Origin of the sequence: Bacillus sp. FSL M8-0256, assembly GCF_038005765.1 — a bacterium.
GTDB lineage: Bacteria > Bacillota > Bacilli > Bacillales > Bacillaceae > Bacillus > Bacillus safensis.
In genome coordinates this window covers 1,916,041-1,930,716 of record NZ_JBBOTU010000001.1, presented here as the reverse complement: position 1 = coordinate 1,930,716, position 14,676 = coordinate 1,916,041, and the positions used below count along the sequence as shown (strand labels likewise).

The following is a 14,676-nucleotide window of genomic DNA, read 5'->3' as shown; positions in this document are numbered from 1 at the left end:
AATTAGCTAAATGTTTACATAGATAAACCTATTAATAATTGAAAGCAATCAACAGTTATAAACAAAATTTTAAATTGAATTAAAAAAACATATATTTCACTTATGGCTATATCTTCTTTAACATTAAGGTACATTTATGTTACAAAATAAAGTCAAGGAGGAGTAGCTGAGTGAATAACTCATATGATGTTATCATTGTTGGCGGGGGTAATGCGGCTTTGTGTGCTGCTATTAGTGCGCATGAAGGAGGGGCAAATGTACTTGTTCTTGAAAGGGCACCTATGGAAAAACGTGGAGGAAATTCATATTTCACAGATGGTGCAATTCGAGTAGCCTATAACAGATTAGATATGTTAAGAGAAGTGCTTCCGGATTTGACAGATTATGACTTAGAACAAATTGTAATGCCTCCTTATACAGAGGATGATTTCATGAATGATTTGATGAGAGTGACTTCTGGTAAAAGTGATAACAAATTAGCCCGCCATTTAATTTCAAAATCTTTTGAAACTATTAAGTGGATGTATAAAAACGGAGTAAAATTTGAATTAAATTATGATAATCAGTCATATGAAAAAGAAGGAAAGCGGCATTTTTGGGGTGGTTTACCTCTTAAGACTTCTGGAAAAGGTGTTGGCCTCATCAAACAACTTTATCAATGTGTTGATCAATTAGGAATAAAAGTGGAGTATGATGCCAGAACGGTTGATTTAATTAGTGTTGATGATGGGGTAACGGGTGTAGTAGTTGAAAAGAACGGTGAGTTAGTTCAAATTTATTCTAAGACCGTCATTCTTGCATGTGGTAGTTTTGAAGCAAATAAAAAGATGAGAATCGAATTCCTGGGTAAGGAATGGGAAGGTGCGATTGTCAGAGGTACGGAATATAACACTGGAGACGGCTTGGATATGGCAGTGAAAGCTGGAGCTTCTAAATATGGAGATTGGGGCAGCTGCCATTCTATAGGCACTGATTATAATGCTCCAGCGGTTGGTGATTTTAACAAACCTGGCGATATTTACAAGAAATCCTCTTTTCCACTTGGCTTAATGTTTAATTTGGAAGGGAAGAGATTTGTAGATGAAGGAGCAGATTTTAGGAATTATACGTACGCTAAATATGGAAGAGAAATTCTCAAGCAGCCCGGTCATAAAGCATTTCAAGTATTTGATGCCAAAGTACATCCATTATTACGCGATGAATATACTTTGGACGAAGCTACCTGCTATCAAGCTGATAGCTTAGAAGAGCTTGCAGACTTAATGAAAATCAGTAAAGAAGTGTTTAAAGATACGATACATGAATATAATTTGTCCGTGCAAGAAGGAGACTATAATCCTTCCATTAAGGATGGAAAGGGGACTGTAGGGATAACGCCACCAAAAACAAATTGGGCGCTGACAATAGATCAAGCACCTTATTATGCTTATCCGGTAACATGCGGTGTTACCTTTGCATTTGGCGGTCTTCGAGTGAATACAAATGCAGAGGTCTTAAATTCTAAAAATAAACCTATCAAGGGTTTATACGCAGCTGGTGAGATGGTAGGGGGTATTTTCTATGAGAACTATCCAGGTGGTTCAGGTTTAATGTCTGGTTCAGTATTTGGGAAAACTGCTGGTTTCAATGCTGCATCATTTCTAAAACAACATGCATAGAAATAGGGCTATAGGGTGAAGGGGACTCTTAAAGAGTCCCCTTTACCTATTTGATATGCTCTCTGTATGTAAATCAGCACGTATACTTCGTGTTATAAGGTTCGTGTAGGATGTACAAAATAAAGTATTATTCAATTTAACAAGAACACATCTATAATTATAATAACCTTAGAAAGGATGACCACTATGGATGAAAAAGATTGGATTTTACTTGATATCCTTTACAATGAGCAAAATTTAACAAAAACAGCGGAAAAGTTGTATACATCTCAGCCCTCAATTACTTATAGATTAAATAAGATTGAGGAAGTTTTTGAGATTAAATTGTTCAACAAAAGACATAAGGGAATTACCTTTACTGTAGAGGGAGAGCATTTAGTTTTCTATGCACGAAGAATGCTAAAGGAACTGCAGGATACCAAGGATCAAATCATTAACTTAGGAAAAGAGGTACAGGGACACTTAAGACTTGGCGTTTCCAGCAATTTCGCACAATATAAGCTCCCAAAATTACTTAGAGATTTTTCCAACATGTTTCCCAATGTCCAATTTAGTGTGCAAACTGGATGGAGCACTGATGTCATGAAGTTATTAGATGCAGGTATTGTACAAGTTGGAATAATTAGAGGGGACCATCGATGGAAAGGAGAGAAGGAGAGGCTTACAAAGGAAAAATTACTAATCATCTCTAGAGATCCCATTAATATAGGACAGCTTCCTTTGTTACCATTTATAAAATATCAGACTGATAATTCTTTAAAGACTATTCTCGATGATTGGATGTACGACAATCTAGTCCTGCAACCAAACATAGCTATGAAAGTTGATCGACATGAGACATGCAAAGAAATGGTGAAGCAAGGGCTTGGGTACTCGATAGCACCCGAGATTTGCTTAAGAAATTCAGATAAACTATATACAATGGAAATATATGATACTAAGAAAAAGCCATTAACTAGAGATACTTGGCTCATGTATGATCAGAAATCTACAGAGACTAAAACTGTTAAAGCATTTATTGAATTCCTAAGAGGAGAACAAGTTTCATCTGTATTATGACATCATTTTGTATTTGTTCTTAAAAGACATTCTTTTTTTGAAATCGCATTCACTCGATGCAACGGTAGGCATGGGCAGGAGGGAAAAGAAATCAAAAGATGATAAGAAGTGAAAAAACCTTGGCTGGCTTTATATCATTCAAGGTTTTTTGCGTTTATTGGTTCGCAAACACGCAAAAGAAGACAAAAAACCCTTTGTATACAAGCCTGAAAGCACACTCAAATGGTGTGTTTTTTTTATGAAAAGAGCACACAATCGCTGCACAGCACGTGCTGAAGACATTTGGACTTCTTTGATGCATGTGAGTTGATTAGACTTATAAGCAAAGGGAAAGAAAGGAGGAATTCCAACTGTACTTAACCAAAAGGGGCACGACGTTACTATCTATGCTGCTTCATACGACATCTTATCTATCAATAGAAGATTTGCAGAATCGAATGAACGTTTCGACTCGAACCGTTTACGCTGAAATCAAGCGAATGAACAGCTGGCTAGAAACTCATCAGCTTAGTGGTGTGCAGCGAAAAGGCCAACTTGGCTATTATTTAAATCCTCATGAAAAAGAAATCATTATTCAAAAAGCTGATACCATTCTTGTTGGTCACGATTATGAACCATGTGTAAAGGAACGAAGGGCTATCTTGCTTTTAACCATTGCATGCAGCGAGCATTGCCTAAGAATTGATGATTTTATGAAGATGACAAAGGTGAGCCGAAATACATTGCTCGAGGATATGAAACAGCTAAAAGAAGCGCTTTCAAAGCAGGAGATCACACTCCGCTATCAGGCAGCAAGCGGCTATGTCATTTCAGGAGACGAAAGGGCCATTCGATTGGCACTCAAACCTTATATACATTTCATTCGCACCATGATAAAAAACGAAAAAACGTTTCCGTCGTTTTGGTTAAAGGGACCTATTTCATCCAAACGGGTACACCATCTCCTCCAGCAGTCAGAACAAGAACTTAAGCTTGAATTTGCAGATGAGATGCTGGATCAGCTCTCTTTGGATCTCTTTTTTTACTTCAAGCGGATGAAGCTGGGGCATGCTGTACACATTTCAAACGAAGAAAAGCGAACATTGCAGGAAACAGAGGAATGCTTGGCGGCTATTCGTTTCATGGCACAGATTCAAAAAGAGGCCAGTCTCATTGTTCATGATGATGAGATCTATTTTCTTAGCACCTTATGGCTCAGTGCCAAAAAACAAAAACTTCCATCAATTAAAAAACCAGAAGAACATCTCATTCGCACCATCGCCAGACAAATGATATTTGACTTTCAGCGATATGCTTGTATTTCCTTTCAAGAACCTAAAGCATTGGAGCAAAACTTAACAATGCATTTAATTCCAGCCTATTACAGGCTCATCTATCACATTGGTATGATCAACGAACTGACGGATTCTATAAAAAAAGCACAGCCAGAAGTGTTTGAAATCACTCAGAAAGTTGCATGTCATTTAGAAAAGGCGGCCTGTTCAAAGTTGAGTGACCATGAAATTGCATATCTCGCCATGCATTTTGGCAGCTGGATGAGAAGAGAAGGAATTTCATCCATTGCCAGGCGGTCTGTATACATTGTCTGCGGAGAAGGAATCGGCACAAGTAACATGCTGAAAACTCAGCTTCTCGAATTAATCGGCTATATTGAAGTACGCGGACTTTTATCAAAGCGTGCATATGAAGAATTAGCAGCAGTTGATGCAGATTTCGTTGTGTCCACAACACCTATTTCGTTTAAAGGAAAACCAGTTCATCTCGTTCATCCTATTTTAACTGCCTATGAGAAAAAAACATTACTTCAATACGGGAAAGGCTCCGAAGCGAAGATTGACGAGAAGCATGTAAACGCTTTATTCAACATCATTCAGCAGCATACCATCGTACAAAATAAACAAGCACTGCTTCATGACATTCGGGAGCTGCTACATCCCACATATGTATCCTATCAGAAAGGGTGGAACCCAGTGTTAAATGATTTATTAACAGAACAAACCATCAAGCTCCACCAAACAGCAGACACATGGCAAGAGGCGATTACAAAAGCGGCGCAGCCTTTACTTGATCAAAATGCTATTAAACCAAGTTATGTAGAAGCCATGATACAGTCTGTTCATCAAAATGGTCCTTATATTGTCATTGCACCACAAGTGGCCATCCCACATGCAAGGCCCGAGGATGGCGTGAACAAATTGAGCATGACGCTCATGTCCTTCAAACAGCCCATTTCGTTTTCAAAGGATGGAAAAAAGCAGGTGCGGCTTGTCATTGTGTTAGCTGCTATTGACAGCATGAGCCACTTGAAAGCACTCAAACAGCTAACCATGCTGTTAAGTGAAGAGAAACGCACGAAACAATTGATTGAAGCAGAAGATTTAGCATCGGTTCAAAAACTAATTGATCAATTTTCACAAGTATAAAGGGGGAGTAAGAAAATGAAAAAAATTCTTGTTGTGTGTGGAAACGGGTTAGGAAGCAGCTTTATTGTAGAAATGAATGTCAAAAAAGCTTTAGAAGAATTAGGTCTTAAAGCTGAAGTGGATCATACCGATCTCAGTACAAGTAAAAATGAACAAGCAGACCTTTATATCGGAGCAGCTGATATTATTGACCAGCTGAATGACGGCACAAAAAATGTGGCTGGCTTAAACAATTTGTTAGACCAGGAAGCCATTAAAGACGTCCTTCGTCAACACATTTAAGTCATGAAAAAGGGGGATTCACATCATGATAGAACTGATCATGAACGATATATTGGGCACACCTGCCATTCTCATCGGTTTGTTTGCACTAGCCGGTTTACTTTTGCAGAAAAAATCAGCTGCAGACACTGTGTCAGGCACCTTGAAAACAACCATGGGTTTCTTAATATTAGGGGCGGGCGCTACAGTCGTCTCTGATTCACTTGGGGTTTTTCGAAAGATGTTTGAAGCAGCCTTTCACATTCAAGGGGTTGTCCCAAATACAGATGCTATGGCCGCCATTGCTCAAAAGGAATTCGGTACACAGACAGCACTTATCATGATTTTTGGTATGCTGGTCAATTTGTTACTTGCAAGATTTACACCCTTTAAATACGTCTTTTTGACTGGTCACCACACGTTGTATATGGCGGCGATGCTCGCCGTCGTTCTCTCGACAGCCGGCATGCACGGGTGGCTGCTCATCTCCACTGGCTCCATGATATTAGGTGCAGCTATGGTCATTGCACCCGCAATCCTTCAGCCGTTTACGAGGAAAGTCACCGGAAGCAATGATCTCGCGCTCGGACACTTCAGTACTTTCGGTTATTTTACTGCGGGAATGATCGGCAAATGGGTTGGATCTCCAGAAAAATCAACGGAAACCATTCAAGTGCCTAAATCACTCGGTTTTCTAAGAGATACATCTGTTGCCATTTCGATTACGATGGCTTTACTGTTCTTTGCAATTGCACCGTTTGCAGGAATTCCTTATATAGAACAAATTAGCGGTGGCACGAACTTCGCTGTCTTCATTCTCATTCAAGCGATTACGTTTGCTGCTGGTGTGTACATTATTTTAGCAGGGGTACGGATGGCCATTGGCGAGATCGTGCCTGCGTTTAAAGGGATTGCCGATCGATTCGTGAAGGGGGCAAAGCCGGCACTTGATGCGCCAACCGTTTTTCCATTTGCGCCAAATGCGGTCATTATCGGTTTTTTATGCAGCTTTGCAGGAGGCATCGTATCCATTTTTCTTTTACCTTTGTTTGGTTTGACTGTCATTGTCCCTGGACTTGTCCCGCACTTTTTTTGCGGTGCTACAGCAGGCGTGTATGGCAATGCAACAGGAGGGGTTAGAGGTGCTGTCGCTGGGGCCTTTGTAAATGGATTGCTTCTTTCCTTTTTACCTGCCTGTTTATTACCTGTGTTAGGAGCCCTTGGCTTTGAAGGGACAACGTTTGGGGATACAGACTTTGGTATCATCGGAATCTTGATTGGATTAATCAAGTTTTTATTTCAGTTGTAAAAAGGAGGCGCCTGAGAATGACAGCCGTTTTTTCACCTTCATTGATGTGCATGGATCTAACGCACTTCCGTGAACAAATTCATCTTCTCAACACGAGAGCAGACCGGTATCATGTCGACGTGATGGATGGGCATTATGTGAAGAATATGACGTTATCACCCTTTTTCATTGAACAGCTTCGGAAATTGACAAATTTACCGATTGATGTTCATCTAATGGCCGAACATCCGCAGGAATTTTTAATCGATGCATGTATTGATGCAGGCGCAACGATGATTTGTTTACACCCAGAAGTCGTGCAAAAAGATGCCTTTCGAATCATCCGGCATATTCACCAAAGAAAATGTGATGTTGGCTTTGTTCTAAATCCCGCCACACCAGTTGCAGCATTAGATTCCTTTATTCATTTAATAGACAGAGTGACGATCATGACAATCGATCCAGGCTTTGCCGGGCAGCCTTTTATTAAAGAAATGCTTCAAAAAATTAAACAGGTGAGAGATATCAAAAAACACGGAGGATACTCGTTTTCAATTGAAGTAGACGGCTCTTGTAATGAGAGCACGTTCCGGCTGCTTGCTGAGGCTGGAAATGAAATTTACATCATCGGCACCTCAGGTTTATTTGGACTTCATAAAGAACTCGACACTGCTTGGGAAAGAATGAAGCAAATATTTGCAAAAGAAACAGCCTCAATCGAATCACGTTAGTAAAAGAGAGGATGAAAACCATCCTCTTTTTTACGCAAATTTTTACTAAAACACAATTCATTCACCAAAACTTACCTAAAAACAAAATAAAAATCAAAAATTCATAATTGAAAGCGCTTTATTTATGTGTTATCCTTCAAATATCTTTAGTAAATATTTAGTCAAATAACGATGAGGAGTTTGCCTATGACCACACTCAAAGATATTGCTCATGATGCAAAAGTGTCCGTTTCCACTGTATCCCGTGTGTTAAATGGCGATCAAACGCTTGCCGTTTCACACGCAACGAGACAAAACATCCTCGACATTGCTAAGAAGTTAAACTATACCCCAGTGAGAGCAAGAAAAGCAGATCAAACAGAAGAAAAAAGCCCATCTGAATCCCCAGTCATCGGTGTCGTTGTCGCTCAATCCATTGACGAAGAATTAAATGATCCCTTTTTTTCATCGATTCGAAAAGGAATTGAAAAAGAATATGCTAAACAAGGCTTGTCCACTCTCCATACCTTTCGCCTAAGAAGCATGGATAAAGGGGCGATGCTAAAGGATATTGACGGCTTGATCGTCATTGGACGAATCAGCCCGGATACGGTTGAAAAAATGACAAATCGAATGGAACACATTGTTTTTATCAATCATTATGCGGATGAAGATTTGTATGATTGTGTACATGTGGATTTTGTCAGAGCGGCAGATCGCGCCATTCGTCATCTGCAATCTCTTGGCTATACACATCTAGGCTATATTGGCGGGAAAGAGCGGGAGCATTATTTTGAAGGTAATGCTGTGATTGAGGACGAAAGACAAACGACGTTTATGAAAAGAATGCAGGAGGCGGGCGCTCTTCATATGGAAGACATCCACATTGGTGAATACTCCATGCAAGAAGGCTATACGCTTATGCAGCAAGCTATCAAAAAGGGAAAACTGCCGCAAGCCTTTTTCATTGGAAGTGACTCGATGGCAATCGGCGCAATGCGCGCTCTGCATGAAGCCGGTCTACACGTACCTTCAGATGTATCCATTGTTGGGTTTAATGACATTGAAGCCGCGTCATTTTCAAGCCCGCCGCTTACGACCGTCAAAGTATATACAGAAGAAATGGGGGAAGTCGGTCTGAAGCTTTTGCTTGAGAGAATAAACGGAAGAAAACTTCCTCTAAAAGTCGTCGTGCCAACAACACTCATCGAGCGAGGCAGTACATGTCTCATCCATGAAAGGGGGTGAACAATAGATTTCAGCACACAAAAAAGAGACAAAAAAGCAGAAAGCAAGCTGCTTAGCATGATGGCCAGATCATGCTAAGAACAAGGCAGCCTGCCGGTATGCTCTCTTATCTCTTAGAAAAGAATAGAATTCCAGTATAATGGACTTCCTTTGTTTCCGCAACTGCATGAATTCTACCGATTATCGTCTGAATTTTCAGTGATTAAAAGGAGGAAACCATGAATAAAAAAATCATGCTGCTGACTGCAGCCATGTTCTTGACCATGATTTTGTCTGCTTGCGGTAATAACAGCTCATCTGAAGCAAATGGAAAGGTCACCTTGACGCTATTTTCAACGATGAGTAACAGCGGGGAAAGAAAAGCGTTTGAAGAAGTCATTCGCGAGTTTGAGAAGGAGCATCAACAGATTCGAATCGATGCTAATTTCCCAGGCAACAGCTATGAAGATATGATCCGCGTCAAAATGGGAGCAAACGATATGCCAGACCTGTTTGATACACATGGCTGGGCCAAACTGCGCTATAGCGAGTATGTGGCTGATTTAAAAGAGATGGATTGGGTCAAACAGCTTGATCCTTCACTCGACCAGATTTTAAAAGACCAAGATGGGAAAGTGTACGCTTATCCGCTGAATCAAGCAAAAGACGGGCTTAGCTTTAATGCCAATCTATTAAAGGAATATGGTATAGAAGTGCCTAGAACACTTGATGAATTAAAATCTGCTTTGCTGACAGTGAAAGAAAAGAGCAAAGGAGATGTTGTGCCGCTCTGGATACCAGGAGGAGATAACTCAAATATTGCCCAAGTCTTTGATGAGCTGGCGACGCCTTTATTAATCACCGATCAAAAGCATCAATACGGAAAGGAACTTGAAAACGGATCATTTGATTGGACTCTCTATACCCCGCTTGCACAATTCATGAAAGATCTGAAGGATCAAGACCTTTTAAACAAGGATGTCTTGACAGCGAAACTATCTCAAGCGCCTGAACTCATGGCGCAAAACAAAATCGCCTTCACCTTTGTCGGAGGATCCTTAGGACCTGAAGCAACAGAGCTGAATTCATCGATCAAAGTAGGCACGATGCCTGTTCCAGCCATTCATAAAGCAGATGAACAAAGCTGGATTGGCGGAGAACGTTTTACTGTTGCTGCTTGGAAAGGCTCTAAGCATCTAAAAGAAGCAAAACAATTCATCGATTTTTTAGCAAAACCTGAAAACGCAAAAAAAATCGCAGAGGGCACATCCTCTGAAACAGCTCTAAAACAAGTGAAAGCGAAAAACTATTACTCTACATTTTACGATCAATACGAACAGGTAAAGATTGAACCGTATTTCGATCGAAAATACTTACCAAGCGGAATGTGGGCGGTCATGGCAACAACCGGTCAAGAATTATTAGCAGGCTCGATCACACCAGAACAGTTATCAAAGAAAATGGAAGAGGAATATAAGCGTCTGAAAAAACAATAGCTGATGGATGCTGAAACAGGAGTGAAGCCAATGAATGACATCACAAAAGCAAAGCAGCCAGCCGCATTCACCTCTTTACCAAAAGAAAAGATGCAAAAACGCCAGAATTCCTCACTTTGGTGGATGTACATGCCAGCTGTTCTCGTCGTCAGTACCTTTATCATTTATCCTTTTTTGAACGGCATTCAGCTTTCTTTTACGAATTGGAACGGTTTCTCACAAACTTATCAATGGATTGGTCTTGAGCAATATCAAAGACTGCTTCAGGATCAAGCGACATGGCTTGTTGTCAAAAACACGCTTCTCTATGGAATTGGGAGCACCATCTTGCAAAATATCATCGGACTTGGATATGCTCTTTTATTAAATCAAAGCTTAAAGATGAAAGCCATCACAAGAACGGTCATCTATTTACCTGTCATGATCAGCCCGATTGCGATGGGCTATATTTGGTATTTTGTGTTTGCTTACCAAGGCGGTGCCTTAAATGATGTGGTGACGCTTTTTGGATTCGATCACATAAATGCGCTCGGCAATCCGGAATTAAACACATGGATCATTGTGCTTGTCAACACATATCAATTTGTGGGGATTGCGATGATCATTTATTTAGCAGGACTTCAAAGTATTCCTAAGGATTATTATGAAGCGGCGCAATTAGACGGCGCATCGAGCTTCCAGCAATTCAGGCGGATTACATTGCCACTGCTTATGCCGTCGATCACCATTAATGTTGTGCTGAATGTCATTGGCGGGCTCAAGCTCTTTGATGTCATTGTGGCACTCACGGGCGGCGGACCTGGAGATTCCTCGCAATCCATGTCGACCTTTATGTATGATCTGTATTTCAAACGTCAGGATGCAGGCTATGCAGCGACGCAAGGGGTGTTCATGGCGGTCATCATCCTTGTCATTAGTGTCGCAGCGCTGATTTATTTCAAACGAAAGGAGACCGAGGTGTGATGGATAACGCCTATAAACGCAAGAAAAGATGGTACTCCGTCCTCGCACTATTGATCACATTGCTGCACCTCATTCCATTTTATATTTTGGTGACGACATCATTAAAGGGGATAGGAGATTTTAGTTCAAAATGGCTGTTTCCGAAAGCACTGCATCTTGAAAACTTCCGCACAGCATGGACAGAGGCTCAGCTTGGCCAGTCCTTTTTGAATACAGTGATCATTACGTTCAGTTCCGCTGTATTGCTCATTATCTTTGGATCTCTTGCAGCCTATCCGCTTGCAAGAAGGAACACAAAGCTGAATAAAGCAGTCTATGTTTTATTTATTGCCATTATGGTCATTCCACCGCTTACAGCCCTTGTCCCGCTCTATAAAATGGTCGTTCAAATCGGGATGATGAATACCTATCAAATTGCTATTTTAAATAATGTGGCTGCTTTTTTGCCGCTGACAATTTTCTTATACGCAGGCTTTATCCGGTCGACAATTCCAAAGGAGCTTGAAGAAGCTGCCCGTATTGATGGAGCAGGGACACTCAGAGTTTTTTTCACAGTCGTTTTTCCGCTTCTGAAGCCTATTACCGCTTCTGTATTAATCATTGCCTGCGTGTATATTTGGAACGACTATCAATTTGCTATCTTCTTTTTGCAAGATAAAGAGATGCATACACTCACAGTCGCCTTATCCCATTTTTTTGGTCAAAATCAGCATCAGCTTCAGCTCGTTGGGGCAGCTGCACTCATTGCGATGCTGCCAATGGTCACGATGTTTTTACTTTTGCAAAAATATTTTATCGCAGGGCTTTCACAAGGCTCTGTCAAAGGCTAGCCCAATATGGATGTAAAAAGGAGAGTCGTCTATGTCTAAAATTACATTTATCGGTGCAGGGAGTACCGTGTTTGCTAAAAATATATTAGGAGATTGTCTGTTTGTTCCCGCCCTTGCAGGGTTTGAATTCGCATTATATGATATCGACCACAACCGGCTGAAAGAATCAGAAACAATGCTGTCGCATTTAAAAGCAAATTACGGTGCAAACGTGACCATCCAGTCCTATCACAACCGCAAAGAAGCCTTAAAGGATGCAAAATATGTCATCAATGCCATCCAAGTTGGAGGCTATCGGCCAAGTACTGTCATTGATTTTGAAATACCTAAAAAATACGGATTAAGACAAACGATTGCGGATACGGTAGGGATCGGCGGCATCTTTCGCTCCCTTCGGACGATTCCTGTCATGCTAGACTTTGCAAAGGATATGGAAGAGGTTTGTCCAAATGCTTTATTGTTAAATTACACGAATCCAATGGCCACACTGACAGGTGCGATGCTTCGCTATACACAGATTCAAACGGTTGGTCTCTGTCATAGTGTGCAGGTGTGTACAAAGGACCTATTTGAATCTCTTGAAATGGAACATGAAGGCATTGAAGAAAAAATCGCCGGCATTAACCATATGGCATGGTTATTAGAAGTAAAACGGGACGGAAAAGACTTGTATCCAGAAATCAAAAGACGAGCAAAAGAAAAGCAGCAATCGCGGCATCATGATATGGTTCGTTTTGAACTGATGGATAAATTCGGCTACTATGTCACAGAATCCTCAGAGCACAATGCCGAATACCATCCATATTTCATCAAATCACGGTACCCTGAACTAATCGGTCAGTTTAACATTCCGCTCGATGAATACCCGAGACGCTGCGAGGAACAAATCAACAATTGGAATACAATGAAGCATGACCTGGTGGGAAACACACAGATCACACATACCCGCTCAAAAGAATATGGTTCCCGGATCATTGAAGCGATTGAAACGAACGTTCCCTTTAAATTTGGCGGAAATGTTCTGAACACTGGCGGGCTCATTGACAACCTGCCTGAAAAAGCTTGTGTAGAAGTACCGTGTGTGGCAGATCGAAGCGGCATCATGCCATGCTATGTCGGAGAAATACCTGAACAATTGGCAGGACTCAATCGAACGAATATCAGCTCACAGCTGATGACCATTGAAGCAGCGATCAGCGGTAAAAAAGAACACATTTATCAAGCAGCTCTACTGGATCCACACACAAGCGCTGAACTATCAATTGATGACATCGTGAATCTTTGCGACGACCTCATTGAAGCACATGGAGATAGACTGCCAGCCTACAAAGGGGCTACACAGTATAGCGCTTCATCACCGTCATCAAATTAATCATGCCAATCAATCTTTTTTAAAAAAATAGGAGTCGGTGAAAATCACAGGAAAAAGAGCCAAATGGATGAATTGAAAGTTTGTTGACGCTTTCATCTGTTTTGCAAATAAAACACACTGTCTTCATAATGAAAGAATCCGAAAAACGAAGGAGTCATTCATTATGAAAACATATGTGAAAAAGTTTATTGAAGAACTAAAAGAATCCATGAAGCATTACGGTGAATCTATCATTAAAATTAAGTCAAATCTATAATAAATGAATAAGGAACGAGACCTGATGCGCAAATGCCATCAGGTTTTTTTATACAAAAAATCATAAATAAATAGAAAAAATTCAGAAAAATAATTGACTGAAAGCGCTTTTAATATTATGATTACCTCAAACTTAACCATAAGTTACCCAATTAATCATCACCATATTGGTTAAGTTGTGATAAAGTTTGATGGGAATAAAGATGATGAATAAAAGGATGGTGACAAACAACGTGTCTAAAGAAGAAATTTTATGGGGCATCGCGCCTATTGGATGGAGGAACGATGACATTCCAGCACTTGGCGCCGAAAACACACTATCTCATTTATTAAGTGATATTTGTGTCGCTGGCTTTGAAGGAACTGAAGCAGGTGGTTTCTTTCCAGAAGCAGCTGTCTTGAATAAAGAACTAAAACTTCGCAATTTAAAAATAGCTGGAAAATGGTTTAGCAGTTATATGATACGAGATGGTTTAGCGGCTTCAATACAAGCATTCAAAAAGCATTGTCAGTACTTGCAAGACATTCATGCTAGTGTAGCTGTTGTCTCAGAGCAAACGTATTCCATTCAAAAAGAAAACATCAACATCTATCAGCATCAGCCATCTTTCACAGGTGAGGAATGGGCACTGCTTTTAGAAGGTCTCAATGAATTAGGTCAAATAGCAAACAGTTACCATCTCAAACTAGTCTATCATCATCATCTCGGAACAGGGGTACAAACCTTATCAGATGTCACACGTCTTTTAGCTGGAACAGACCCTCGGTATGTTCACCTTCTATATGATACTGGACATATTTACGTATCAGATGGCGATTATTTATCCTTGCTCAAGCTGCATATCGACCGTATCCAGCACGTGCATTTTAAAGATGTGAGAAAAGAAGTGATGGAAAGCTGTCGTCAAAAAGAATTGTCTTTTTCTGAATCTTTCTTAAATGGATTGTTTACAGTACCTGGGGATGGCTGTATCGATTTTAATGAAGTATACCGTTTGTTAATCAGTCATGGCTATAAAGGGTGGATCGTCATAGAAGCTGAACAGAATCCTGCGATTGCCCATCCTTTAGAATATGCATTAAAGGCTCGTCAGTATATTGATGAAAACTTGGCTATTCATTCTTAAAGAGAAC

12 protein-coding genes are annotated in these 14,676 nt (G+C 40.4%); all 12 read left to right on the top strand.

The features are described 5' to 3' along the window. Positions 1-170 precede the first annotated feature (170 nt). The 12 genes from tcuA to iolE all read left to right on the top strand — a co-directional run bounded on the left by tcuA (position 171) and on the right by iolE (position 14,669). Positions 171-1,658 carry an FAD-dependent tricarballylate dehydrogenase TcuA gene (tcuA, locus tag NSQ76_RS09735; protein ID WP_034622064.1) on the top strand — a complete coding sequence of 496 codons (1,488 nt, stop codon included), beginning with the start codon at positions 171-173 and terminating at the stop codon, positions 1,656-1,658. 186 nt (positions 1,659-1,844) lie between these two features. Then, positions 1,845-2,717 (top strand): LysR family transcriptional regulator, encoded by an 873-nt coding sequence (locus NSQ76_RS09730; protein ID WP_034622062.1) that lies wholly within the window; start codon positions 1,845-1,847, stop codon positions 2,715-2,717. A gap of 350 nt (positions 2,718-3,067) precedes the next feature. Next, complete coding sequence (locus NSQ76_RS09725) at positions 3,068-5,140, top strand: BglG family transcription antiterminator (protein ID WP_152550494.1); 2,073 nt, start codon at positions 3,068-3,070, stop codon at positions 5,138-5,140. Positions 5,141-5,155: 15 nt separating this feature from the next. Continuing rightward, complete coding sequence (locus tag NSQ76_RS09720; protein ID WP_034622058.1) at positions 5,156-5,422, top strand: PTS sugar transporter subunit IIB; 267 nt, start codon at positions 5,156-5,158, stop codon at positions 5,420-5,422. A 25-nt stretch (positions 5,423-5,447) separates the two neighbouring features. Next, a complete protein-coding gene (locus tag NSQ76_RS09715) occupies positions 5,448-6,710 on the top strand; it encodes a PTS ascorbate transporter subunit IIC (protein ID WP_024425191.1) in 1,263 nt (420 codons plus the stop codon). A gap of 17 nt (positions 6,711-6,727) precedes the next feature. Beyond that, on the top strand, positions 6,728-7,420 hold the full coding sequence (gene alsE / locus NSQ76_RS09710; protein ID WP_024425190.1) for a D-allulose 6-phosphate 3-epimerase: 693 nt from the start codon (positions 6,728-6,730) through the stop codon (positions 7,418-7,420). 186 nt (positions 7,421-7,606) lie between these two features. Continuing rightward, on the top strand, positions 7,607-8,647 hold the full coding sequence (locus NSQ76_RS09705; protein WP_034622055.1) for a LacI family DNA-binding transcriptional regulator: 1,041 nt from the start codon (positions 7,607-7,609) through the stop codon (positions 8,645-8,647). A 218-nt stretch (positions 8,648-8,865) separates the two neighbouring features. Then, positions 8,866-10,122 (top strand): ABC transporter substrate-binding protein, encoded by a 1,257-nt coding sequence (locus tag NSQ76_RS09700; protein WP_280149543.1) that lies wholly within the window; start codon positions 8,866-8,868, stop codon positions 10,120-10,122. A 30-nt stretch (positions 10,123-10,152) separates the two neighbouring features. Continuing rightward, positions 10,153-11,085 carry a carbohydrate ABC transporter permease gene (locus NSQ76_RS09695; RefSeq protein ID WP_280149544.1) on the top strand — a complete coding sequence of 311 codons (933 nt, stop codon included), beginning with the start codon at positions 10,153-10,155 and terminating at the stop codon, positions 11,083-11,085. Beyond that, positions 11,085-11,915 (top strand): carbohydrate ABC transporter permease, encoded by an 831-nt coding sequence (locus tag NSQ76_RS09690; protein WP_024425187.1) that lies wholly within the window; start codon positions 11,085-11,087, stop codon positions 11,913-11,915. Before NSQ76_RS09695 ends, NSQ76_RS09690 begins: the two co-directional genes overlap by 1 nt. A gap of 31 nt (positions 11,916-11,946) precedes the next feature. Continuing rightward, positions 11,947-13,287, top strand: coding sequence for an alpha-glucosidase/alpha-galactosidase (locus NSQ76_RS09685; protein WP_025093200.1), 1,341 nt, complete (start codon positions 11,947-11,949; stop codon positions 13,285-13,287). A 488-nt stretch (positions 13,288-13,775) separates the two neighbouring features. Next, on the top strand, positions 13,776-14,669 hold the full coding sequence (iolE, locus tag NSQ76_RS09680) for a myo-inosose-2 dehydratase (RefSeq protein WP_103132509.1): 894 nt from the start codon (positions 13,776-13,778) through the stop codon (positions 14,667-14,669). The last annotated feature ends 7 nt before the right edge of the window (positions 14,670-14,676 follow it).